Genomic DNA, 23,496 nt, shown 5'->3' on the forward strand with positions numbered 1-23,496 from the left:
GACCGCCGCGATCTGGCACAACTTCCAGACCGGCCAGGCGGTCAGCCGCTCACTGACCGCCTACGACCACTGACCGTATTCGGAAAGACTCGTCTAGCGCCGGATTGATCGGTACGCAGAACAGGCGCCCGCCGTCAGGCCCCACCAGAGAACCATCATTCATGACCACGAGACTAAGGAGCCCGACGCCGCCGCCGCTCGGAGTTTCCAGGCCCTCGCCTGCCTGCTGCAAGTATCCGAGCACCGTGTCCTGCCCCCAGACGTCTCTTCGGGCTGCGCGCTGCTCGGTCGCCTTGCGCTCGGAACGTTCGTCCCGTGCGAGGACGGGACGAAGAGGTCCGTGCCACACGCGTGCCAGATCCAGCGGGGAACCACGGGGAACAGTGGGGTATCGAACGGCGGTCCCCCAGGGCACCACCGCCCTTAGCCGCAGGTCAGGAAGACCATCCTGGCCAGAGGACACGAGCTTCCCAAGCTCAGAGCTTCCGGGACGTGGGAGCACGGAAGACTCCTGCCGCTTGAAGCTGGGTACGGTCTTGCTGCCAACTATCTCGTCTTGAATTCGACCTTTCCGGTGCTCATGCGAAAGTTGCCGTTCGAGTAGAGAGTGGGGCGGGCCTCGACATGGTTGCCGCTGTACTTCTCGACGTGCCGGATCTGGGCACCGCCGGGAAAAGTGAAGTCGATCAAGGCGATGGCGACCCAGTAGGACAAGTTGCGGTTGTTGAACAGTGGCACCGTTACCGTGGAACCCCGCCCGTCGGTGATGACAGCCCGAGCACCGTAGGACTTGAACGAACCGGCACCGTTTTCCACCGCACTGTAGGCACACAGAAGGACGTAGCCCTGTAGGTCGGGGCGACGGATGGTAATCGTCTCGCGGCCCGGCACCCGGGAGTCGCCGTCCAGGGCGATGTAGGGCGGCGCGAAGGGCGATCCGAGCTGACGGTAGTAGATGACCTGCTCTGACTTGCTCGGGCGCTTGCCAGGCAGGGTGACAGCACTTCCCGGGACGTAGAGGGCGTACAGGTCGAGGTCAGCGCCGGCTCGTCTTCGGGCTGCGCTTCCGCCGTTCCATTCGAGTGTGGCCGTCACGACAAGGCTTGGGTCGTCCTTGCGCATGTCAATAGTCGCCTGACCAGCCTTGGTGAGAGCGACTTTGCCCAGCGGGACAAGAGGACGAGTCGGTGCCGTCAGCGGCACCGATGCACCGGCCGGTGAGACGTTCGGTGCGTAGGTGGGTCGTGGCGGCGCAACGGGAGTGGGCCGAGTCTGCGTGGCCGTCGCAGCAGATGGAGACTGCGCCGTGGATGGCCCGGGGTCATCTACAACGATGCCGAAGTCCGAGGCCAGCCCCGCCAGGCCCGTGTCCCACCCCTGGCCTACTGCCCTTGCCTTCCAAACGCCTGCCCGTCTGTAGAGCTCCACGAGGATGACCACGGTCTCCCGATGCGTGAGCGGCGGCGGCGCAAACGTGATCCGTTCGCTCCCACACTCGATGACGGCGTGAGGGGTGTTGCTCGCGTCGAAGTGAGTAGCCCGCAGGTCTGGGTCAATGCTGGCGACGATCGCAACACGATCGACTGTCGCAGGGACCACGGTCAGGTCCGCAACGATCGTCTGCCCGTTCAGTACGACCCCGTCCTGCGACGAGTGGTTGTAGAAGACCAGATCGTCATCACTCCGCACCTTGCCGTCCTGCGCGAGCAAGACGGCAGATACGTCGATGCCTGTAGTAAGCGAGGTGAGGGTGACGCGGCAGACCGCCGCGGACAAAGCAGCGTTGCCGCCTTTGGCAAGGGTGGTGGTCATAGGTGCCCTCTCACGGTGGTGCGTACATCGTGGTACCCGCAGCCAGCCGGTGTAGGACAAACAGTGATTTCCTGCGGTGAAGCGCCGCCAAGGTGATCATGTTCCTGTGCTTGCAAGGTGCAGCACCGGATCGGCCGCCCGTCTCAGTTTCCGTCTCATTCAGCGCCGTTCACGGCCGTTCAAACGGGGCCGAAGGCGGTAGCCGCTCCCACCGCCGACCGCCGATGAACGCAGGTGAACGGCCACGTCCGAGGTGCTCAAGACCACCAACACAGTTGGAAAGCGTGTTGGCCGTGCGCCGGTTCAGCAGGTGTCTGGTCGTGCCAAACCTGGTTGGGATTGCCGCACGCCAGTGCACGCCACTAGCGTGCTGCCGTCCGCGTCGAGAAACAGCATGAAGATCCACGATCCGTCGGCAGTCCTGAGCTGCCCCAATCGAACCGGTCGGCCGTATAGGTCGAGGCGTTGCACGGCCCGGGCCAAGCCAGAGGTCTCGATGCCCCTCCGAAGGGTGTGACGGAGTCGGCGCCTGTAGACCGTCGCGAGTGACCTGGGTGAGGTCGTTCCGTCCCAGACGACGTATGAAGCGTCGGCGCGGAGTGCAGCGAGAGCGGCCGCCGGCGTGTCGTCGCCACCACCCAGCAGCCGTTCGAGCTGCTCCCGTTCCATGGCCCCACCCTGAGGCATAGACGAACCTCGTATCGAACCGCTCAGCAGATGTCAGCCCACCTGGCCCGGCTCGAACGGGCTGGCCCCCTCCACAACGGGCCGGTGCTGCGGGTCTACAGCGCGCCGGCCGACGCAGGCGGACTCATGGTAGGACGGCCGTCAGCGCCCTTGCACCGGTGTTTCCCACACGGCAGATGGAGCAAGGCTGAGTGTCTAACTGCGTGACAACGCCGACGAACACCGGCGGACGCACGCGAACGTCTGCGGACCATCAGCGCAGGTGAGTGCCACACCAGTCCAGGACAGAGCTCCCGCCCAAGTTGCTTCGGGACGAAGAGGTCATCACGCAAGCTGCCACGTATCCGCTTCCGTCGTAGCGCCTTGTGCCGACCGACGGCCGACGTCGCGGCTCAGGCCGGCGGGGGCAGAGCGCGGCACACCCTTGCCTGCATGGGCGGCTGGCCCACCGCGGTTGCTGACTGTCGTCGGCGGGTTCAGACAGAGCGCATCGAGGAGGCTCGCCGTCAGCTGAGCGCGCCGAGGCTGGGCCGTCTGTGGGCCGTCCGAGGCCGCTCGGCAGTGGCCAACGACGACCAACGACGACCACCAGGCGCACGTGCCTACCGCCTCTGAGCAGCAAAAACCCAGCTCACCAAGATCCCCGGCAAGACCCAGGGCAAGAAGAAGTAGCCGGTACCAGCCGGTATTGATCAAGCTCCCTACCTGCGACTCTTCGCGAGTAGGGGGCTTGTCGCTCTCTTGGGGCGGTCATCGGGCCGGCAGGGCGATGGGGCCGTGCGCTCTCCGGGCTCCGGCTCCTGTCTCCACCCCGCTCTGGCGCCTGCGCGGGGACACCGGCGCGCACTCGTGCCGCCGAGTGATCCCCGACCGGAACCGGGAGTGCGCCCGTGGCTTCGAGGGGGCCGGACGCGCGCCACCGGCCGTCGTTCAGGCCCGGGTGTAGCCGCCGTCGGCGAAGAGTTCGGCGCCGGTGACGAACGACGAGGCGTCCGAGGCCAGGAAGAGGGCGGCCTCGGCGATTTCCTCGGCGTCGGCCAGCCGCCCCAGTGGTACGACGGCCTCGGCGAACCGGTCGACGTCCGGTCCCGCGGCGCCCAGCAGGCCAGGGGTCCGCGTGGGTCCCGGGCTGAGCACGTTGACCCGGAATCGGCGCTCCCGCGACTGCCGGGCCCAGTTGTGCACGAGGTTGCTCACCGCCGCCTTCGAGGCGCTGTAGACCTCGAGTTGCTCATGGGGCCGCACGCTGTTGCTCGAGCCGACGACCAGGACGGAGGCGTTCTCCGCCAGCAGCGGAAGCGCCTTCTGGACGGTGAACAGTGGGCCCTTGACGTTGACGGCGAGCGTCAGGTCGACGTTCGCCTCGGTGTGGGCGCCGAGCGCGGCGTCCGCGACGATTCCCGCGTTGGCCACCAGCACGTCGATGCGTCCGGCCTCCTCGCGGACTCGTGCGTAGAGGGCGTCCAGGTCGGCCAGGACCGAGACGTCGGACCGTACGCCGGTGGCCGCAGGCCCCATCTCCTTGACCGCCGCTTCGATGCGGTCGATGTCCCGGCCGGTCACGAAGACCCGTGCGCCCTCCTGGACGAAACGGTGGGCGATGGCCCGCCCGATTCCGCTGGTCCCTCCGGTGATCACGGCCACCTTGTCCTGCAGCACGCCTGGCATGTCGAACCCCTAAGTTCTGGAATGGATCGTCCATAACGTAGGCTGTAATGGACGATCGAGTCAAGAATGGGTAGGCTGAAACCATGCCGAGACCACGCGCATTCGACGAACGCCAAGTCCTGGAGCGGGCCCGGGAACAGTTCTGGGCGACCGGCTACGCAGGAACCCGGATGGACGACATCTCGCAGGCGACCGGCCTGGGCAAGGGCAGCCTGTACGGCGCGTTCGGCGACAAGGGCAAGCTGTTCCACCGCGTGTTCGGCGACTGGTGCACCGCGGTCGTCGAGGTGGCCGAGGGACGGCTGGCAGGTGGCCCGGACGCGGAGGCCTTGGCCCGGTTGTCGGGATACGTGCACCTCATGGCGGAGAACACCGCCTCCGACACCGAGCGCCGCGGGTGCCTGTTGGCCAAGGGCGCGGCGGAACTGGCCCAGCACGATCCGACGGTCGCCGGACGGTCCGCCGAGACCATGACCGCACTGCTGACCCTGCTGCGGACGGAGATCAGTGCCGCCCAGCGCCACGGCGACATTGACAGCGAGGCGGATCCGGAGCGGCTGGCGGCACTGCTGCTGACGGTGGTCCGCGGTATCGAGGCGGTGGGCAAGGCCGGCCTGGACCCGGAGACGCTGCGGAACATCGCGGACACCGCCCTGGCGGTCCTGCCCGTGCCCGGGGGCAGAATCGCAACCGGCGAAGTCCGGCCCGCGGGAACCGGCCCGGAGCCGTCGCAGCCGCATGATCCACCGGACAGCGCCTGGTATGCCAAGGCGCCTTGATCTCACCGTCCCGCTCGGACATGGCCTCCGGATTGTGGCGCCCACCGGCGTGAGGCAGGGTTGTTCTGGGACTGGTGTGCCACGGATGTGAGCTGTGGCCGGCGTCCATTCCCGGCAGGCCTACGGAGGTGGGGTAGATGTCGGAGAAGAACCCAGCGCACGAGGCCCCGGCCGAGGGCAACCAGGTCTCGCTGCCGCCCGAGGTCAAGATGCTGCAGGAAGTCAATCCGCCCTTCTTCCCCGAAGGCGGATCGGCGATGACGATCCTCGTCGAGTGGCCTCCTGGTCACCCCGGGCTCCCTCCGCATCGCCACTCGGGGCCGGCGTTCGGCTACGTGATGGAGGGCGCGGTCCGGTTCGAGATCGAGGGCGAGCCGGAGCGCGTGGTCAAGGCCGGGGAGACGTTCTGGGAGCCGGGCGGTGACGTGATCCACTACCAGGACGGCAACGCCAGCGCCGACGCACCGAACAAGTTCGTCGTGACCATGGTGTGTGCGCCGGGTCAGCCGATGCTCACGTTGGTCGACGAGGAAGAGCTGAAGGAACGGGCGCACCTGCGCGCCCCGCGCCCCTCTCAAGGCTGATGCCCGTTCGCCCGATGGCGGTGGCCGCGCGAGCGCAGCGGGCGACGGCCTGGCGCGGTGGCTCAAGCAGGCCCCCTGCCTGGGGTTTCCGCAGGCGGGGGGCTTGTTCCTGTGCTGGGGCTTGTTCCTGTGCCGGGGCTGGGCCGTCCTTGGGGCGTCAGCGAGCCGGCCGGTGCGCCGGCAAGGCCTGCCGGCGCGTCAGCGAGCTGACCGGTTTCGCGGGCAGGTTTGCCGGCGTTTCAGCGGGCCGACCGGTTTCGCCGGGCAGGGTTTGCCGGCGCGTCAGATCGTCAGCGGTACCGCGTGGACCTCGTCCGCCTTGTGTCCCGCCCGCTCGTGGATGCGCTGGACCGCCTCTGCCGAAGGTGCCTCGGAGAGGCAGTAGACGATTCCGGAGTCCGGGTCCGCCCAGGCCTGCTTGAAGTGCACGCCCTCCTCGTTCTCTATGGCGAGGTCGGCCCGGTGGGCCGCGTGGAGCTCGTCCGCCGTGATGCCGCGCATGCCGCGGTGGACGTCCATGAACTCGGGCATGGCCTCGCACCTCCTTCCCGTGCTGCCCGCTGGGTCGTTTCCTCCTCCATGCTGCGCCCGCATGCCGGGCCACGGCGACGCGGGAAGGGCGAAGGGCCCCCGGCGGTTTCTCGCCAGGGGCCCTTCACCTTCGTAGGAGCATCAGCCGCACTGGCAGGGATTGCCCTGCTGGCACCCGCACGTGCAGCCCGAGCCGCAGCCGCACGCGCCGATCAGGTTCAGGCTCCTGATGTCGGCCGGCTGCTCGGTGGGGCGTTCCTGCGTGGGGTCGGGCGTGGTCGTGCGGGGCGTGCTGGGGGATTCGGCCATGGGTCCCTCCTCAAGGCACTGTGCCTGTGCCCATTCCATGCCCGCTTCTCCGGGCGCATCAACGGCGCACAGAGGCCCAAATGCGCCCCCGACGGACCTCAGGAGCCCCTTACAAACTCCTCAGCCCCGCCTTCAGGCCCCCTCAACCCCCGGCACGACGTCCGCCTGCAGATCATCCGCGTGCTCACCCGTCACCAGGAACACCACACGTTTGGCCACCGCCACCGCGTGGTCGGCGAACCGCTCGTAGTACCGGCCGAGCAGCGTCACGTCGACCGCCGTCTCGATGCCGTGCTTCCAGCGGTCGTCCATGAGGTGCTGGAAGAGGGTGCGGTGCAGCTGGTCCATCTCGTCGTCGTCCTGCTCCAGCTGCATCGCCAGGTCGATGTCCTTGGTCACGATGACCTCGGCCGTCTTCGCCATCAGGCGCTGCGCGAGCTGGCCCATCTCCAGGATCGTCGCGTGCAGGTCCTGCGGGACCGCGCGCTCGGGGAAGCGCAGGCGGGCGAGCTTGGCGACGTGCTGGGCGAGGTCGCCGGAACGCTCCAGGTCGGCGCTCATCCGCAGCGACGTCACCACTATGCGCAGGTCCGTGGCCACCGGCTGCTGGCGGGCCAGCAGGGCTATCGCCCGGGCCTCCAGGTCGTGCTGCAGGTCGTCGACCTTCTTGTCACCCTCGATGACACTTTCGGCCAGCTTCAGGTCGGCGTCGAGCATGGCCGTCGTGGCGCGTCCGATCGCCGACCCGACCAGCCGGGCCATCTCGACCAGGCCGTCGCCGATCGAGTCAAGTTCCTCGTGGTACGCGTCCCGCATCAGGTTTCCCTCTCGTGCGATGTCCTGGGGGATTCATGGGGGCCTGCCGAAGCGCCCGGGCATGCCGGGACCCCGTCGTGAACCGGTGGTGCCAACCCCACGCTCCCACGTTCCGGTCCCCACGCGTCCGATTCGGCCACCCCGAATGAATCGATACCGGCTCCAAGGTGAACTCTGGGCGACGAGTGTTCGAGGTCCCACTCGGACGGCTGTGGGTAAGGGGTAGCGCATGCCTAACCTGGACGCATGGACGTGAACGCGGCGGTCGCCGCAGCGGCAGCGATCGCCGGTGTGCTCACCGGTGTCATCGCCATGCTGGCGTTCCGCTGGAGCGAACGCGACCTGAAGCGACCCACCCGGACCTCCCTGCACACCGACCCCGTGCTGCCGCCCGGCGTGGACACCGTGCTGTCCGTGCTGCGCTCCTCGGCCGTCGTCCTCGACGAGGCCGACGCGGTCGTCAAGGCCAGTTCCGCCGCCTACGCCCTCGGGCTGGTGCGCGGCGGCAGACTCGCGGTCGACCCCATGCTCCAGATGGCCCGCGACACCCGGCGCGACGGAGAGATACGCCAGGTCGAGCTGGACCTGCCCCGGCGGGGCTCCGGTCGCGGCGAGGCGCTCGCCGTCTCCGCCCGGGTCGCGCCGCTCGGCTCCCGGCTGGTGCTGCTGCTGGTCGAGGACCTCACCGAGGCCCGCAGGATAGAGGCCGTTCGGCGCGACTTCGTCGCCAACGTCAGCCATGAGCTCAAGACCCCCGTCGGCGCGCTCTCCCTCCTCTCCGAGGCCGTCATGGACGCCTCCGACGACCCGGAGGCCGTGCAGCGCTTCGCCGGCCGGATGCAGATCGAGGCGACCCGGCTGACCAACCTGGTGCAGGAGCTCATCGACCTCTCCCGGGTCCAGAACGACGACCCGCTGGAGGACGCCGAGCCGGTCCGGGTCGACGAACTGGTCGCCGAGGCCGTCGACCGCTGCCGCCACCAGGCGGGCGCCAAGCAGATCACCATGGCCGCCGGCGGCACCGCCGACCTGCACGTCTGGGGCAACCGCAGCCAGCTGGCCGCCGCCCTCGGCAACCTGGTCGAGAACGCCGTCAACTACTCCCCCGCCCGCACCCGCGTCGGCATCGCCGCCCGCCGGGTCGGCGGCTCCGGCGGGGACACCATCGAGGTCGCCGTGACCGACCAGGGCATCGGCATCTCCGACAAGGACAAGGAGCGCATCTTCGAGCGCTTCTACCGCGTCGATCCCGCCCGTTCCCGCGCCACCGGTGGCACGGGTCTCGGGCTCGCCATCGTCAAGCACGTGGCTGCCTCGCACGGCGGGGAGGTCACGGTGTGGAGCTCCGAGGGACAGGGCTCCACCTTCACGCTGCGGCTGCCGGAGGCGGGTCTGGCCCGCGACCGGGCGCACCAGCACCCCGCCCTCGACGACGAGGCCGGGCAGCCCGCCGACTCGTCCCCCGCAAGACCATCGTACGAACCGCTTCCCGCCCCGGAGGTCCTTCCGTGACCCGTGTGCTCGTCGTCGAGGACGAGGAGTCCTTCTCCGACGCCCTGTCGTACATGCTCCGCAAGGAGGGCTTCGAGGTCGCCGTCGCGACCACGGGGCCCGACGGACTCGACGAGTTCGAGCGCAACGGCGCCGACCTCGTCCTGCTCGACCTGATGCTGCCCGGCCTGCCGGGCACGGAGGTCTGCCGCCAGCTGCGCGGCCGCTCCAACGTCCCCGTCATCATGGTGACGGCCAAGGACAGCGAGATCGACAAGGTTGTCGGGCTGGAAATAGGAGCAGACGACTACGTCACCAAGCCGTTCTCCTCGCGTGAGCTGGTCGCCCGTATCCGGGCCGTCCTGCGCCGCCGCGGTGAGCCGGAGGAGGTGACCCCGGCGGCTCTGGAGGCCGGGCCGGTCCGCATGGACGTCGACCGCCACGTGGTGACGGTCGGCGGCTCCAAGGTCGACCTTCCCCTGAAGGAGTTCGACCTGCTGGAGATGCTGCTGCGCAACGCCGGCCGTGTGCTGACCCGCATGCAGCTGATCGACCGCGTCTGGGGCGCCGACTACGTCGGTGACACCAAGACCCTCGACGTGCACGTCAAGAGACTGCGCGCCAAGATCGAGCCGGACCCGGGCGCGCCGCGCTACCTGGTCACGGTGCGCGGCCTCGGCTACAAGTTCGAGCCGTAGACCGGCCCCACGCACCAGCACCGAAGGGCGGGACCTCCTCGTGAGGTCCCGCCCTTCTTCGTACGTCCGTGTACGGCTCCGTACGTCCGTGTGCGGCTGTCAGTGACCGGCGGTGTCGCCTTCCGCGGACTCCGCGTCAGAACCGGAGGCGGGATCGGCCGGCGTGCCGGAGGCGGTCCCGGACGCGGTGTCCTGCGGAGAGCCCGTGGCGCCCTCGTCGCCGGCCTCAGCACCCTCGGCGGCCTCTCCGGTCGCCGTGGGGGACGGGGAGGCGCTCGCCGCCGGGGACCCGCTCGGTCCCCAGGGGGCGTAGTAGCCCTCGGCCGGGACGACGAACGCCCGCAGGCTCACGTCACCGGTCTGGCTGAACGAGAAGGTGACCTTGTGGGCGTTGCCGTCGGTGAGGGACTCCCCGTTCGGCACGACGGCCGAGGGGTTCCCCTTGCCGCCGATGACGACGGAGCCGCCCGCCGGGATGGACAGCGCGCCCTTGCCCGACGCGGGCGTGAGCTTGACCTGCTCGGCGCCCTCGAGGCTGATCGACTCCAGCGTCTGGGCGCGGTCGCTGGAGTTGAAGACGGTGGCGGAGACGACGGCCTGGCCGGTCGCCTCCGGGTCGGCCGGGGTGATCACCAGAGCGTTCTGGATCTTGATGTCGCCGACGGTGGTGGCCGCGTTGTCCGGCTGGATCTGCAGGCTTTGCGCGTTGTTGCCGGCGCCGCAGGCGGCGAGCGAGGCGATCGAGAAGGCGATGGCGGAGGCGGCGAGGGCGCCGCGTCGAAGGCTGCTGCTCACGGCGGCGGCAACTCCTTGAACGCACGGGCGGCTTTCCTTGTAAAGCCGCCCTAAGTGGCTGTCAGCGGCCTTAGGCTACCGAGCCGTTCCCGGGCGGCCGCACCCGACCCTCCCCCGCGACCACCCGGCTTCCCTCAGCAGGGGGTACGCGGCCCCTGCCTGTTCGGGCGCGTCCGGCGCCGGTACGGCATTCACATAAGCCTTCGCGAAATTTACGTGAAGGAATGCGCGGCCACCCGGAAATTGATCACCGGAGAGGCGCGGCGGAGTGTCGTGATCAATTCCGGAAACGTCTCGGACCGGTCGCCGGGCGCCGAACGGAGTAGCGGAAGTCGAGCGCCTGGAACCGGACATATGCGGATGTTCAGGTGCCTGAGGGGGGTGCCGGACGAGCGTGACGTGCACGTTTCAGTCGGCCCGGAGAGCCGCTCCGACCTGCGAATACCTTGCTCCGAGGGTCGGTCGAAGCACGTTCCTGTTGCTGTTGTCAAGCCCCGAGATATGCCCTGACCTGCGAAAACGCCATTCAGAAGCCGCCGTTTCCGTGTTACCCTGGATAGCCACGGAAGGGGTACCTGTCACATGACGTTCAAGGTTGGCGACACCGTGGTCTATCCCCATCACGGGGCCGCGCTGATCGAGGCCATCGAAACTCGCCAGATCAAAGGCGTGGACAAGACCTACTTGGTGCTGAAGGTCGCCCAGGGTGACCTGACGGTACGTGTGCCAGCGGACAATGCGGAGTTCGTCGGCGTGCGTGATGTGGTCGGTCAGGACGGGCTGGACCGGGTCTTCGAGGTGCTGCGCGCGCCGTACGCCGAGGAGCCCACGAACTGGTCGCGTCGTTACAAGGCAAACCTGGAGAAGCTCGCCTCCGGCGATGTCATCAAGGTCGCGGAGGTCGTGCGTGACCTGTGGCGTCGTGAGCGCGAGCGCGGACTCTCCGCCGGTGAGAAGCGCATGCTCGCCAAGGCCCGCCAGATCCTGGTGAGCGAGCTCGCTCTCGCGGAGAACACGAACGAGGACAAGGCCGAGGCTCTGCTCGACGAGGTGCTCGCCTCCTGACGCGAGGCAGGCCCGCTCCGCTCAGCACATCGAAATGCCGCGGTGCCCGATGACGGAATTCCAGTCGCCGGGCGCTGCGGCATGTTCGTACCCGAACCCATGGGCGTATTTCAGCCATCCACGCGTCCCCTTGCCGGATGGCCGCCGTACGTCCCCTGCGTCCGCCTACGCCGAGGAAATCTCCCCCCGGTACTGTGCGTGCCGTGCCCGGGCGGCCGGCTCGACCAGGGTCACGGAAGGGTCCGGTCGGAGCGGTGCGCGCCCGCACTCTTGCACGCTGAGGCCATACCCACGTAGGCCGAGCACACAAACCTGACAGGAACCGATGTCTGACGTTTCGCGCCCTTCGCCCGCAGGAGTCCGTACCGCTGCGGTCATCCCGGCCGCCGGCCGAGGCGTACGCCTCGGTCCGGGAGCCCCCAAAGCGCTCCGCGCGCTCAACGGCACGCCCATGCTCATCCACGCCGTACGCGCGCTGGCCGCGTCCCGTGCCGTCTCCCTCGTGGTCGTCGTCGCCCCGCCCGACGGAGCCGCCGAGGTCAAGTCCCTCCTCGACGCGCACGCTCTGCCCGAGCGCACCGACTTCCTGGTCGTCCCCGGCGGTCGGTCGAGGCAGGAGTCGGTCAAGCTCGGCCTCGACGCGCTGCCGCCCGGCTACGACATCGTGCTGGTGCACGACGCCGCCCGTCCGCTCGTCCCGGTCGACACCGTCGACGCGGTGGTCGAGGCGGTCCGCGACGGCGCGCCCGCGGTGGTGCCGGCGCTGCCGGTGGCGGACACCGTCAAGGAGGTCGAGCCCGCGCGGACGCCCGGCGAGCCGGAGCCCGTGCTGGCCACGCCGGAGCGGGCGCGGCTGCGCGCCGTGCAGACCCCGCAGGGTTTCGACCGCGAGACACTGCTGCGGGCGCACGGGACCGTCACCACCGACGTCACCGACGACGCCGGCATGGTCGAGCAGCTCGGCGAACGCGTCGTCGTCGTGCCGGGCCACGAGGAGGCATTCAAGGTCACCCGCCCGCTCGACATGGTGCTCGCCGAGGCCGTCCTCGCCCGCAGGAGGCTCAACGATGGCTTCTGAGGCACCGCTCCCGCAGGTCGGCATCGGCACCGACATCCACGCCTTCGAGGAGGGCCGCGAGCTGTGGTGCGCCGGCCTGAAATGGGAGGACGCGGGCCCCGGACTGGCCGGGCACTCCGACGCCGACGTCGTGGCGCACGCCGCGTGCAACGCGCTGTTCTCCGCCGCCGGCCTCGGCGACCTGGGACAGCACTTCGGCACCGGACGGCCGGAGTGGTCCGGGGCCTCGGGAGTGGCGCTGCTCACCGAGGCCGCCCGGATCGTGCGCGCGGCGGGGTTCCGGATCGGAAACGTCGCGGTGCAGGTCGTCGGCCCCCGCCCGAAGATCGGCAAGCGCCGGGACGAGGCCCAGAAGGTGCTCTCCGAGGCGGCCGGCGCCCCGGTCTCCGTCTCCGGCGCCACCACGGACGGGCTGGGCTTCCCGGGCCGCGGCGAAGGTCTGATGGCGGTGGCCACGGCACTGGTGGTGCGCGGCGGCTGACGACCGGTCCGAAGGGCATGCGACGAACAGGCGCCCTTGTCCACAAGGGGCACGAGGCATAGCTCCCGGCCCACTACCCTGGAGTGGTGACCATTCGCCTGTACGACACCAGCGCCCGGCAGATCCGTGACTTCTCCCCGCTTCAGCCGGGCTGCGTCTCGATCTACCTGTGCGGTGCCACCGTGCAGGCGGCCCCGCACATCGGGCACATCCGCTCGGGGCTCAACTTCGACATCCTGCGCCGCTGGTTCGAGTACCGCGGCTACGAGGTGACGTTCATCCGGAACGTCACGGACATCGACGACAAGATCATCGCCAAGGCGGACGAGCAGAACCGCCCCTGGTGGTCCATCGGGTACGGGAACGAGCGCGCGTTCGACGACGGCTACCGCGCGCTCGGCTGCCTGCCGCCGACGTACGAGCCGCGTGCCACCGGCCACATCACCGAGATGGTCGAGATGATGCGCGGCCTCGTCGAGCGTGGGCACGCCTACGAGGCCGACGGCAGCGTCTACTTCGACGTGCGGTCCTGGCCGGACTACCTGGAGCTGTCCCGGCAGGACCTCGACGAGATGCGCCAGCCCGCCGAGGACGGCATCACCGGCAAGCGCGACCCGCGCGACTTCGCCATGTGGAAGGCCACCAAGCCGGGCGAGCCCGACTGGGAGACCCCGTGGGGCCGTGGGCGCCCCGGCTGGCACCTGGAGTGCTCGGCCATGGCGCACAAGTACCTGGGCAGTGCCTTCGACATCCACGGCGGCGGCCTGGACCTGATCTTCCCGCACCACGAGAACGAGATCGCCCAGGCCAAGGCCTTCGGCGACGACTTCGCCCAGTACTGGCTGCACAACGCCTGGGTCACCATGAGCGGCGAGAAGATGTCCAAGTCGCTGGGCAACTCGGTGCTGGTGTCCCAGATGGTCAAGCAGTGGCGGCCGATCGTGCTGCGGTACTACCTCGGCACGCCGCACTACCGCTCGACCATCGAGTACAGCGAGGAGGCCCTGCGTGAGGCCGAGTCCGCGTTCGCGCGGATCGAGGGGTTCGTGCAGCGCGTGGTGGAGCTGGCCGGCGGTCCGGTCGACCCCGCCACCGAGGTGCCGCCCGCCTTCGCCGAGGCGATGGACGACGACCTCGGAGTGCCGCAGGCCCTCGCGGTCGTGCACAACACGGTCCGGCAGGGCAACAGCGCGCTGGCCGCCGACGACAAGGAGTCCGCGGTCGCCCGCCTCGCCGAGGTGCGCGCCATGCTCGGCGTCCTCGGCCTGGACCCGCTGGACGCGCACTGGGCGGGCGAGGGTGACCGCAGCGAGGATCTGCACGGCGTGGTCGACAGCCTCGTACGCCTCGTCCTGGACCAGCGTGAGGCGGCCCGCGCCCGGAAGGACTGGGCCACCGCGGACGCCATCCGCGACCAGCTCAAGCAGTCCGGCCTCGTCATCGAGGACAGCCCGCAGGGGCCCCGCTGGAGCCTCGGCTCGCGCTGAGCGGCGGCCGAGGCGACAGCCCCGGGTAACGAGCCGCCCGCAGGAGCCGAGGCGAGAGCTGAGGCGACAGCACCACGGTGTGCCGCTCGCGGATCCGGGCGGCACACTTCATAGACGTACGTACGCACCCACAGACAGGTAGATCATGGCCGCGAACAACCGCCGCATGTCCGGCAAGAAGGGCGCGCAGGTCGGCAGCGGCGGCAAGCGGCGCCGAGGCCTGGAGGGCAAGGGGCCGACGCCCCCCGCCGAGATGCGCAAGGGCCACGCCAAGCAGCGTGCCGCCGCCGCGAAGTCGCGGCGCGCGCAGGGGCGTCCGCAGCAGCGGCGCGCCGGCGGCAAGGGGACGTCCGAGCTGGTCGTCGGGCGCAACCCGGTCGTCGAGGCACTCCGCGAGGGTGTGCCCGCGAGCACGCTGTACGTCCAGCAGTTCATCGACAGCGACGAGCGGGTCCGCGAGGCGCTCCAGCTCGCGGCCGAGCGCGGCGGCATCAACCTCATGGAGGCGCCCCGCCCCGAGCTCGACCGGATGACGAACGGGCTCAACCACCAGGGGCTCGTCCTGCAGGTGCCGCCCTACGAGTACGCCCACCCCGAGGACCTCGCCGACGCCGCCGCCGACGAGGGCGAGGACCCGCTGATCGTCGCCCTGGACGGGGTGACCGACCCGCGCAACCTCGGCGCGGTCGTACGGTCCGTCTCCGCGTTCGGCGGCCACGGTGTCGTCGTGCCCGAGCGGCGCGCGGCCGGCATGACCGCCGGCGCCTGGAAGACGTCCGCCGGCACGGCCGCCCGTACGCCGGTCGCGCGCGCCACCAACCTCACGCGCGCGTTGGAGGCGTACAAGAAGGCCGGGATCGTGGTGGTCGGGCTCGCCGCCGACGGCGAGGTCGAACTCGGGGACCTCGAAGCCCTTCAGGGGCCGGTCGTCGTCGTGGTCGGCAGCGAGGGCAAGGGCCTGTCGCGGCTGGTCGGCGAGACCTGCGACTTCCGGGTGCGGATCCCGATGCCGGGTGGCGCGGAGTCGCTCAACGCCGGTGTGGCGGCGGGGATCGTGCTGTACGAGGCGGCGCGGCGACGAGCCTGAACAAGTGTTCGTCATAGTCACCCACTCGGGGTGTTCCGGGCGGTCCGGGCAAGCTTGACGCGGTCCGGACAGATCCGGCGGGTCAAAGCAGTGTCCTAAACACACGTCACTCGGTTAGATGAGTGTGGACACCAGAACACCCCGCACACCCACGGGGGACCGTTCGTCGGGATTCGACGACGCTCCCGCGCTGAGCATGGTGAAGGTGCCGAGCGACCCGGCGCAGATCATCGTCAATCACGCCAGCTTCCGCGTGCAGTTGGGCACCTCCTCGCGCCGCGCCCAGTCGCCGCGGGTCGCACGGTACTTGAGCGCCACCGAGGACACCGCCCGCATGCCGGTCGTCGGGACGGCGGGCAGAGCGGCCCAGGCCGGCGACGCCCGCCGCCGCCCGGTCGTGTGGAGCGGCCGGTCCGCTCCCGACGACACCGGCGCCCACCGCCTGCTCCAGGCCGTGCGCGGTGCGGGCGTCCGCCACCCGGAGGAGGCGTCCGCCGACGCCGGAGCCACCCAGGTCATCCCGCGCATCGACGCCGGCCCCGGCTACGGCCGCTATGAGGCCTACGACGGTTACGACGGCTACGACGACCTCGGCCAGACCGTCGAGAACCCCGTGGTCGGCGCCCAGCGCACCCCTGAGGGCCGCGGTACGCGACTGCTGCCGGCCATGCGGACCGTCGAGGGCGCGTACGACGCACCCCCCGCCTACGCCGGGGAGCGCTTCGACGGCGGCTACGCCGACGACGTCGGCTACGCAGACGAGACCGCCGACCCGGACGACGAGGACGCCGAGTCGCGCTCCCGGCGGCACGGCGAGGATCCGGCGCGGCACGCCTACTTCCCCGGCCGCCGCATGAACCTCGGCGTCGTCCTGCTACCGCTGCGCGTCTTCCTCGGCGCCATCTCCGTCTACGCCGGCATGGGCAAGCTCTGCGACCCCGTCTACTTCGACGGCGGCGACCGGGGCTCCATGGTCAAGTGGCTCAACACCCTGCATCCCTGGGAAGTCGCCGAGCCCCTGCGTCAGTTCGCGCTCCAGCACCCGGTCGGCTCCGGCCTGGTGATCGCCTTCGCGCAGGTCATCGTGGGCGTGCTCACGGTCCTGGGTTGCTGGCAGCGGGTCGCCGCGGTGGGCGGTGCGCTGCTCTCCGCCGCGCTGCTCGTCACCGTCAGCTGGAAGAGCGTCCCCGTCTACGACGCCCCCGACATCATCTACCTCGCCGCCTGGTCGCCCCTGATCATCGCCGGGGCGCCCGTGTACTCGGTCGACGGGCGGCTGGCCGGGCTCGCCTGGCGACGGCTGGGCCCCCGCTCCGACATCTGGGAGCTGCGACGGTACGTGCTGCGCCGGGGCGCCCTCGTCACCGCGATCGTCACCGGGATCACGCTGCTGGTGGGCTCGCTGCTCGGTGGCGCGGTGCGGGACTCCGACCGGGTCGTCGTCCCGGGGCCCGGCGAGGCGCCGCGCAACGAACTGCCCGGCTCGCCGCTGCCCTCCACGCCCGGTGAGCGCCGGCAGAGCAGCACGCCGTCGGCCTCGGCCGGCTCGCCGACGCAGGGCGCGACCTCGGCCGCGCCCACCGCGGGCGCGGCCACCACGCCGGGTGCGACCCGCGACTCCGGGACGGCGACCGGCGGCGCGCCGAGCCAGACGCAGGGTCCGGCGGGGCAGGCGCCACCACAGCAGTCGTCCCCCGTCGAAGAGGCTCCGAGCACCAGCAGCGGTCCCACATCCGGGGGCGGCGGCAGCGGCTCGACGGGCGGTTCGGGCTCCACGGGCGGTACGGGGTCCGGGGAGGAGGAGTCCTCCGCCGGGCAGCCTGGGCTGGTCGGGGGGCTGTTGGGCTAGAGACCGTTTCCTCCGGTACGACGACGGGGCCCCGCTTGTGTGAGCGCGGGGCCCCGTCGTCGTGCCCTTGTGCCGCTGTGCGTTGTGCCGTCGTGCCTGAGGGGCGGGCCTGCGGGGCCCCGCGCTCAACGGCCCAGTGCGGCCAGTTCCTTCGCGGCCTCCGTGAGGTCCTTCGCGGTGTCGATGGCGCGCCAGTACGCGCCCTGGGGGAGCGGGAAGCCGGCCAGGCGGCGTTCACGGGCCAGGTGCGGGAACGTGGTGCGCTCGTGGTCGCCGCGCTCGGGGAGCATCCCGGTGAACTCCGGCGAGAAGACGTAGACGCCCGCGTTGACCTCGTACGTCGTCGGCGGGGCCTCGATGAAGTCCGTGATGTGGCCGAAGCCGTCCGTCTGCACAGCGCCCCAGGGGATGCGGGGGCGGGCCAGGGCGAGGGTCGCTATGGCGTCGCGTTCGGTGTGGAAGTCGGCCATGTCGCGCAGCGAGAAGCGGGTCCAGATGTCGCCGTTGGTGGCGTACCAGGGGCGGTCCGGGTGGGGGAGACGGCCCGCGGCGTACTTCAGGCCGCCGCCCCGGCCGAGGGGTTCCGACTCGACGACCGTGGTGACGCGGACCGGCAGGTCGGCGGAGTCCAGCCACTCCTGCAGGACCTCGGCGAGGTGGCCGCAGCTGACGACGACGTCGGTGACGCCCTCCTCGGCGAGCCAGTTGAGCTGGTGGCCGATGATCGGCGTGCCCGTGCCGGGGATCTCGACCATCGGCTTGGGACGGTCGTCGGTGTAGGGGCGCAGCCGGGAGCCCTGGCCTCCGGCCAGGATGACGGCCTGGACGGGACGGGAGGCGGCGTTCGGATCGGTCATGCCCGGCACTGTACGCGGCGCCGGCCTGCGTGATCCCGGGGGCCTGGGAGCGGCGGGCGCGGCGGCCGAGGGGGGCTGCCGGGGCCGGGTGCGGGCGAGGGGCGGTGGTGGGGCGGGGTGCGTCCCCGGGGGCGGTGGTGGGGCTCGGTGGTCGACCTGGGCCTGGGAGCGGTCCGGGTCGTCGGGGCGGGTCTCCGGGTCGGTGGCGGTGGCGGTGGCGGTGGGGTGGCGGTGGAGGCGGGGGCTGGCTGGGCGGGCGTGGTCTGGCAGAGGGGGCTGTCACGTCGGACGGTGGGGCGGGCGCGGGAGTCTGTGGTGGCGGGCGTGGGGCTCTGTGGTGGCGGAAAGCCTTTGGTCGGAGGGACGGGCGGCAGTGCCCGGTGGGGGTGCGGACGGCCGGGCGGCGTGTGGCGGGCCGTCACACGGGTCGGTCGTCGCGGGGCGCAGGCGGGGCGGGCGGGCGGACGGGGCGGTTGCGCTGCACTGCGGTGGCGGAAGGCCGGGCGGGTGAGGGTGCGGGGGCCTGCCGCCTCGTGGGCGAGGTGGCTGCACGGGACGGACTGCGCCGCCTGCGGCGGCGCGTGAGAGCCCCGCTGTGGCCCGGAGGGCCGGGGCGGGGCTCCAGGTCGCTCTGGTGCTCGTGGGTCAGCCGCGGGCGGCCAGGACGCCCGAGGCGAACGAGGTGTCGCAGACGGGGCGGGAGTAGGACTGGGCGCGCGTGGGGCCGTAGATGCGCACCGCGGCCTGCCCGAGGGCGCGGGCGATCGAGGCGCAGTGGCGGGCCAGCGAGGGACGCTCGTCCACCGCCTGCTGGAGGTGGGTGAGGGCGGTGCCCGGGTTGGTCTCCTGGAGCTCGGTGAGGAGCTGCTCGCGCAGCACCTCGTGAGGTGCGCGGTGCGCGGTGCGGGCGTGGGGTCCGGAGGCCGAGACGTCTGCTGCGGTGAGCACCGAGCTCTCGGGATCTCCCGACCAGTTGACCCGCGTGACCGCGAGCGTCCCGGAGAGCACCAGGACGACGGGCAGAACGAGGGCGAGTGAGCGGCCGATCCGGCGGGCGGGGCCCTGGCCGCGTCGCGTCAGTGAGGTGGTGGAGTGCTTCACGCGAGTGAGGGTAGCGCCCGGTAATGATTTGGCGACATTTGGTCACCGGTACGGGTGACGAAGAGGCGGCCTTCTCTGAGTGCGAGGTTGACGCACGTTGCTCGAAATGGCCCAGAGTGCCGGGTTATTTGTCGACACGGAAAAGGGCCCCACGGCCGTGCTGCGGGGCCCCATTCGTCAACCTGGGTGAATTACGAGGGTTGGGTGTTTCGTCGGCCGGTCGACCGGCAGACGGCTCAGTCGGAGAGGCGTGCACCCGTCGACGTCGAGAAGACGTGCGCCTCACCGGGGCGCGGCACGACGTTCAGCGTGCTGCCCTTCTCCGGGACGTCGCGGCCGTTGACACGGACGACCAGGTCCTTGGCGTTGTCGCCGAGCTGGGCGGTGCCGTAGACGTAGGCGTCGGCGCCGAGCTCCTCGACGACGTTCACCGTGATCGCGAGGCCCTGGTCGGAGTCCGCGCCGGCCACGTCGAAGTGCTCGGGGCGGACACCGACGGTGACCGTCTTGTCGGTGGTGGCGGTCAGGGCGTCCCGGTCGACCGGCACGACGCTCTTGCCGAACTTCACACCGCCGTCGGCGATCGGCACCTCGACGAGGTTCATCGCGGGGGAGCCGATGAAGCCGGCGACGAAGAGGTTCGCCGGGCGGTCGTACATGTTGCGCGGGGAGTCGACCTGCTGGAGCAGGCCGTCCTTGAGCACGGCCACCCGGTCGCCCATGGTCATGGCCTCGACCTGGTCGTGGGTGACGTAGACCGTGGTGATGCCGAGGCGGCGCTGCAGCGACGCGATCTGCGTGCGGGTGGAGACGCGGAGCTTGGCGTCCAGGTTGGACAGCGGCTCGTCCATGAGGAAGACCTGCGGCTCACGCACGATCGCGCGGCCCATGGCGACACGCTGGCGCTGACCACCGGAGAGCGCCTTCGGCTTGCGGTCCAGGTACTCGGTGAGGTCGAGGATCTTCGCGGCCTCCTCGACCTTCTGCCGGATCTCCGCCTTGTTGACGCCGGCGATCTTGAGCGCGAAGCCCATGTTGTCGGCGACGGTCATGTGCGGGTAGAGCGCGTAGTTCTGGAACACCATGGCGATGTCCCGGTCCTTCGGCGGCAGGTGCGTGACGTCGCGGTCGCCGATGCGGATGGCGCCGCCGTTCACGTCCTCCAGACCGGCCAGCATCCGCAGGGAGGTGGACTTGCCGCAGCCGGACGGGCCGACCAGAACGAGGAACTCCCCGTCCTCGATCTCGATGTCGAGTGCGTCGACGGCGGGCTTGTCGGAACCCGGGTAGATCCGGGTCGCCTTGTCGAACGAGACAGTGGCCATGGTGAATGGGCCCCCTTCAACCGGCAGGAACGTGCCGGACGATCCGTTGTAGGAAGGTGGTGTAGTCCACACGCGTGAACTGCGTGAGGACGGTACCCCGCGTTCACGTGTTCTGTCAGTACCCCGGCCCCTGTGAACTTCGCGGAAATTTTCGACAGGCAGGGGGTGGGAGCTGGGTACACTGCACGGGCACGCCGTTCACGCGCGCGTGCAGGCCTCCTTAGCTCAGCTGGTCAGAGCGCCGCTCTTGTAAAGCGAAGGTCGTCGGTTCGAATCCGACAGGGGGCTCCTGGTGTGACGTCGTCAACGCCCCCGTGATCATGGATCGCGGGGGCGTTCTCGGTAGTCCCTGACGGCAATCGTCGGCTCGGACTCAGTGACGTCCTGCCACCCGGTCCGCCAGCTGGGCCAGCCGGGACGACTCGGCGCTGTGTGTGGTGAGTTCGCGGTGGTCGGCGGTGCGGTAGGTGGCGTACATGCCGTGGACGCCCAGCCAGCGCAGGGGTTCCGGTTCCCACTTGCGGACTTTGTGGTCGACCCAGGGGAGGTCCGTCAGTTCCGTGCGGGTGCCCTGGCCGGAGTCGAGCTGGACCAGGTCGCGCAGGGTGCGGGCGGCGAGGTTGGCGGTGGCTACGCCGGAGCCGACGTAGCCGCCCGCCCAGCCGAGGCCCGTGGCGCGGTCCAGGGTGACGGTGGCGCACCAGTCGCGGGGTACGCCGAGGACGCCCGACCAGGCGTGCTCGATCCGGACGCCGGTCAGGGCCGGGAAGAAGCGCTCCAGGATCTCCCGCAGTGCCGCGACGGTCGCCTCCTGGGTGCGGCCGTCGTTGTCGGTGCGGGAGCCGAAACGGTACGGCACACCGCGGCCGCCGAGCGCGATCCTGCCGTCTGCGGTGCGCTGGGCGTACATGTAGGCGTGGGCCATGTCGCCGAGCGTCTCGCGGCCCTCCCAGCCCACCTTCTCCCACTGTTCCCCGGTGAGCGGCTCGGTCGCGATCATCGAGGAGTTCATGGGCAGCCAGGTGCGCCTGAAACCCTTCAGGGACGCCGTGAAGCCCTCCGTGCAGCGCAGTACGTAGGGCGCGCGGACCGTGCCGTACGGGGTGACCGCGTGCTTCGGGCGGATCTCCGTCACCGGCGTCGCCTCGTGGACGGTCACCCCGAGGGCCTCCACGGCCCGCGCCAGGCCGGTCACCAGTTTCACCGGGTGGATCCGGGCCCCGTGCGGTGTCCAGGAGGAGCCGACCGCGCCGGCCACCCTGATCCGCTCCGCGGTCGCACGGGCGCCGTACAGCTCGCGGTCCGTCTCGCCGTACGACAACTCATGCGCGTGGAACGCCTTCAGACGGGCCAGCTGGGCGGGGGTGCAGGCGACTTCCAGGACGCCGCCCTTGTGGATGCCGGCCTCGATGCCCTCCTCACCGGCGGCCCTGATGACCTCGTCAACGGTGTCGTTCATGGCCCGCTGAAGGCGTACGGCGGCCTCGTGGCCGTGCACGCGCGCGTACCGGTCGCGACCCGCGATGCCGTTGTACAGCCAGCCGCCGTTGCGGCCGGAGGCGCCGTAGCCGCAGAACTTCTGTTCCAGGACGGTGACCCGCAGGAAGGGCGCGGCCTTCTTCAGGTAGTAAGCCGTCCACAGTCCCGTGTAGCCGCCGCCGACGATCACGACGTCCGCGCAGGCGTCACCGGAGAGGGGCTCCCGGGGGACGGGGAAGCCTTCCTGGGCGTACCAGAAGGAGACGCCGCCGTTCACGACGCCGCTTGCCGAGCTGCTCATGGCCGGGACGTTACCCGTGGTCGCGAGGGCTGTCTCCTTCGGATTCCGTCGTCTCGTGGACCGGCCGGCACTCGAATCGTGCGCGACGCCGGGCGGAGCGGTCCGGCGGTCGACGGGCCGGGCGGTGCGGCGGAACGGGGCGGAGCCGTCCGGCGGAAATTGGGTCGAGGCGGCCCCGGCCCGTCCGTAGGGTCTGCTGCGTGATCGAGGTTCCCGAGGAGCTTGCCGCGTCCCAGGCGATGTACAACGGCGAGGAGGGCAGCGCCTTCGTCGCCGGACTGCCGCGGCTGGTGGCCGCCTTCCTGGAGCGCTGGGAGCTGCGCATCGCCGGTCCCTCGATGTACGGCGTCTCCGCGCTGGTGCTGCCCGTGGTCAGAGCGGACGGCACGTGCGCGGCGCTGAAGCTGCAACTGCTCGACGAGGAGAGCGCGGGCGAGCCCGTCGCCCTGCGGGTGTGGGACGGCGACGGGGCGGTACGGCTGCTGGACCACGACCCGGAGACCGGCACGATGCTCCTCGAGCGCCTCGACCCCGCCCGGACGCTGTCCCACCTGCCCGACTCCCGCGAGGCCGTGCTGGTCGTCGCCCGGCTGCTGGCCCACCTGACCTGCGGCCCCGCCCCGGCCGGCATGCGCCGGCTCGGCGACATCGCGCGGGCGATGCTGGAGCGCACCCCCTGGGCGCTGGAGCGGGTCCCGGACCAGCAGGCCCGCCGCCTGATCGCCGACTGCGCGGCCGCCGTACGGGAGGTCGTGGACGAGCCGGGGGACCGCCTGCTGCACTGGGACCTGCACTTCGAGAACGTCCTCGCCTCCGACCGCGCCCCCTGGGTCGCCATCGACCCCAAGCCCCTCGCCGGTGACCCCGGCTTCGACCTGCTGCCCGCCATCGACAACCGCTTCGACGCCGGTGAGGTCCGCCGCCGGTTCGACGCCATGACGGACGTGATCGGCCTGGAACGCGCGCGTGCGCGCGCATGGACCCTCGGGCGCGTGCTCCAGAACTGCCTGTGGGAGATCGAGGACGGCCGGCCCGTGCAAGCCGAGCAGCTGGAGATCGCGCGGCGGCTGCGGGGCCGGGTGTGAGGGCGAGTGGGGGCGGGATGACGCCGTCCTGCCGACAGGCGGGCGCCGGCCGGGACAGGGCCGTGTGCGGCCGTGGCCGGCGGTTGGGCGGTTGCCTCGGGGCTCGGGGCTCGGGGCCCTGGGGCCTGGGC

Annotated in this window: 21 protein-coding genes and 1 tRNA gene; 12 read left to right on the forward strand and 10 right to left on the reverse strand. The window is 70.7% G+C overall.

Annotated features, from left to right (window positions below):
- Positions 1-546: 546 nt before the first annotated feature.
- Both ACGF8A_RS16220 and ACGF8A_RS16225 read right to left on the reverse strand, forming a co-directional pair.
- A complete protein-coding gene (locus ACGF8A_RS16220; protein ID WP_393108532.1) occupies positions 547-1,812 on the reverse strand; it encodes a TerD family protein in 1,266 nt (421 codons plus the stop codon).
- 1,617 nt (positions 1,813-3,429) lie between these two features.
- Positions 3,430-4,167, reverse strand: a complete 738-nt coding sequence (locus tag ACGF8A_RS16225; protein ID WP_393108534.1) for an SDR family NAD(P)-dependent oxidoreductase — start codon at positions 4,165-4,167, stop codon at positions 3,430-3,432.
- 83 nt (positions 4,168-4,250) lie between these two features.
- Here ACGF8A_RS16225 and ACGF8A_RS16230 point away from each other — a divergent pair, with 83 nt between their 5' ends.
- Together ACGF8A_RS16230 and ACGF8A_RS16235 are read left to right on the forward strand one after the other, a co-directional pair.
- Positions 4,251-4,946, forward strand: coding sequence for a TetR/AcrR family transcriptional regulator (locus ACGF8A_RS16230; protein WP_393108536.1), 696 nt, complete (start codon positions 4,251-4,253; stop codon positions 4,944-4,946).
- A 137-nt stretch (positions 4,947-5,083) separates the two neighbouring features.
- Positions 5,084-5,530 carry a cupin domain-containing protein gene (locus ACGF8A_RS16235; protein ID WP_393108538.1) on the forward strand — a complete coding sequence of 149 codons (447 nt, stop codon included), beginning with the start codon at positions 5,084-5,086 and terminating at the stop codon, positions 5,528-5,530.
- A 282-nt stretch (positions 5,531-5,812) separates the two neighbouring features.
- Here the strand turns inward: ACGF8A_RS16235 and ACGF8A_RS16240 are convergent, their stop codons facing one another.
- The 3 genes from ACGF8A_RS16240 to phoU form a co-directional block, all read right to left on the reverse strand.
- Entirely contained in the window at positions 5,813-6,061 is a 249-nt protein-coding gene (locus ACGF8A_RS16240; RefSeq protein ID WP_393108540.1) for an SCO4226 family nickel-binding protein, read from the reverse strand.
- A gap of 141 nt (positions 6,062-6,202) precedes the next feature.
- Positions 6,203-6,370, reverse strand: a complete 168-nt coding sequence (locus ACGF8A_RS16245; protein ID WP_365444482.1) for a hypothetical protein — start codon at positions 6,368-6,370, stop codon at positions 6,203-6,205.
- 132 nt (positions 6,371-6,502) lie between these two features.
- Complete coding sequence (gene phoU / locus ACGF8A_RS16250) at positions 6,503-7,186, reverse strand: phosphate signaling complex protein PhoU (protein WP_393108542.1); 684 nt, start codon at positions 7,184-7,186, stop codon at positions 6,503-6,505.
- A 246-nt stretch (positions 7,187-7,432) separates the two neighbouring features.
- Between phoU and ACGF8A_RS16255 the strand changes: the two genes are divergently transcribed.
- Positions 7,433-8,698, forward strand: a complete 1,266-nt coding sequence (locus ACGF8A_RS16255) for a sensor histidine kinase (protein WP_393108544.1) — start codon at positions 7,433-7,435, stop codon at positions 8,696-8,698.
- Positions 8,695-9,375, forward strand: coding sequence for a response regulator transcription factor (locus ACGF8A_RS16260; RefSeq protein ID WP_356629566.1), 681 nt, complete (start codon positions 8,695-8,697; stop codon positions 9,373-9,375). The genes ACGF8A_RS16255 and ACGF8A_RS16260 overlap by 4 nt, the downstream gene beginning before the upstream one ends.
- Before the next feature lie 99 nt (positions 9,376-9,474).
- On the opposite strand, the gene ACGF8A_RS16265 is transcribed toward ACGF8A_RS16260, so the two are convergent.
- A complete protein-coding gene (locus tag ACGF8A_RS16265) occupies positions 9,475-10,170 on the reverse strand; it encodes a DUF461 domain-containing protein (protein WP_393108547.1) in 696 nt (231 codons plus the stop codon).
- A 582-nt stretch (positions 10,171-10,752) separates the two neighbouring features.
- On the opposite strand from ACGF8A_RS16265, the gene ACGF8A_RS16270 reads away from it, so the two are divergent.
- From ACGF8A_RS16270 to ACGF8A_RS16295, 6 genes are all read left to right on the forward strand, one after another.
- The gene (locus ACGF8A_RS16270; RefSeq protein ID WP_003953493.1) at positions 10,753-11,235 is read left to right on the forward strand and encodes a CarD family transcriptional regulator; all 483 of its coding nucleotides are present in this window, start codon (positions 10,753-10,755) and stop codon (positions 11,233-11,235) included.
- Positions 11,236-11,560: 325 nt separating this feature from the next.
- The gene (gene ispD / locus ACGF8A_RS16275) at positions 11,561-12,313 is read left to right on the forward strand and encodes a 2-C-methyl-D-erythritol 4-phosphate cytidylyltransferase (protein WP_393108549.1); all 753 of its coding nucleotides are present in this window, start codon (positions 11,561-11,563) and stop codon (positions 12,311-12,313) included.
- Complete coding sequence (gene ispF / locus ACGF8A_RS16280) at positions 12,303-12,794, forward strand: 2-C-methyl-D-erythritol 2,4-cyclodiphosphate synthase (RefSeq protein WP_393108551.1); 492 nt, start codon at positions 12,303-12,305, stop codon at positions 12,792-12,794. Before ispD ends, ispF begins: the two co-directional genes overlap by 11 nt.
- An 86-nt stretch (positions 12,795-12,880) precedes the next feature.
- Positions 12,881-14,281, forward strand: a complete 1,401-nt coding sequence (gene cysS, locus ACGF8A_RS16285) for a cysteine--tRNA ligase (RefSeq protein WP_393108553.1) — start codon at positions 12,881-12,883, stop codon at positions 14,279-14,281.
- 145 nt (positions 14,282-14,426) lie between these two features.
- Positions 14,427-15,368 carry a 23S rRNA (guanosine(2251)-2'-O)-methyltransferase RlmB gene (gene rlmB / locus ACGF8A_RS16290; RefSeq protein ID WP_393108555.1) on the forward strand — a complete coding sequence of 314 codons (942 nt, stop codon included), beginning with the start codon at positions 14,427-14,429 and terminating at the stop codon, positions 15,366-15,368.
- A gap of 118 nt (positions 15,369-15,486) precedes the next feature.
- The gene (locus tag ACGF8A_RS16295) at positions 15,487-17,217 is read left to right on the forward strand and encodes a DoxX family protein (protein WP_393108557.1); all 1,731 of its coding nucleotides are present in this window, start codon (positions 15,487-15,489) and stop codon (positions 17,215-17,217) included.
- 125 nt (positions 17,218-17,342) lie between these two features.
- Here ACGF8A_RS16295 and ACGF8A_RS16300 read toward each other — a convergent pair whose 3' ends face one another.
- From ACGF8A_RS16300 to ACGF8A_RS16310, 3 genes are all read right to left on the reverse strand, one after another.
- On the reverse strand, positions 17,343-18,074 hold the full coding sequence (locus tag ACGF8A_RS16300; protein WP_393108559.1) for an NDP-sugar synthase: 732 nt from the start codon (positions 18,072-18,074) through the stop codon (positions 17,343-17,345).
- A 645-nt stretch (positions 18,075-18,719) separates the two neighbouring features.
- Positions 18,720-19,175 carry a hypothetical protein gene (locus ACGF8A_RS16305; protein WP_393108561.1) on the reverse strand — a complete coding sequence of 152 codons (456 nt, stop codon included), beginning with the start codon at positions 19,173-19,175 and terminating at the stop codon, positions 18,720-18,722.
- Between the two features lie 236 nt (positions 19,176-19,411).
- Entirely contained in the window at positions 19,412-20,500 is a 1,089-nt protein-coding gene (locus tag ACGF8A_RS16310) for an ABC transporter ATP-binding protein (protein ID WP_393108563.1), read from the reverse strand.
- Between the two features lie 214 nt (positions 20,501-20,714).
- On the opposite strand from ACGF8A_RS16310, the gene ACGF8A_RS16315 reads away from it, so the two are divergent.
- A tRNA-Thr gene (locus tag ACGF8A_RS16315) sits at positions 20,715-20,788 on the forward strand.
- Positions 20,789-20,873: 85 nt separating this feature from the next.
- On the opposite strand, the gene ACGF8A_RS16320 is transcribed toward ACGF8A_RS16315, so the two are convergent.
- On the reverse strand, positions 20,874-22,280 hold the full coding sequence (locus tag ACGF8A_RS16320) for an NAD(P)/FAD-dependent oxidoreductase (protein ID WP_393108565.1): 1,407 nt from the start codon (positions 22,278-22,280) through the stop codon (positions 20,874-20,876).
- A 239-nt stretch (positions 22,281-22,519) separates the two neighbouring features.
- On the opposite strand from ACGF8A_RS16320, the gene ACGF8A_RS16325 reads away from it, so the two are divergent.
- Positions 22,520-23,365: an aminoglycoside phosphotransferase family protein gene (locus ACGF8A_RS16325; protein WP_393108877.1), complete on the forward strand. Its 846-nt coding sequence runs from the start codon at positions 22,520-22,522 to the stop codon at positions 23,363-23,365.
- Positions 23,366-23,496 lie beyond the last annotated feature (131 nt).

Source organism: Streptomyces sp. NPDC047706, assembly GCF_043204795.1.
Taxonomy (GTDB): domain Bacteria; phylum Actinomycetota; class Actinomycetes; order Streptomycetales; family Streptomycetaceae; genus Streptomyces.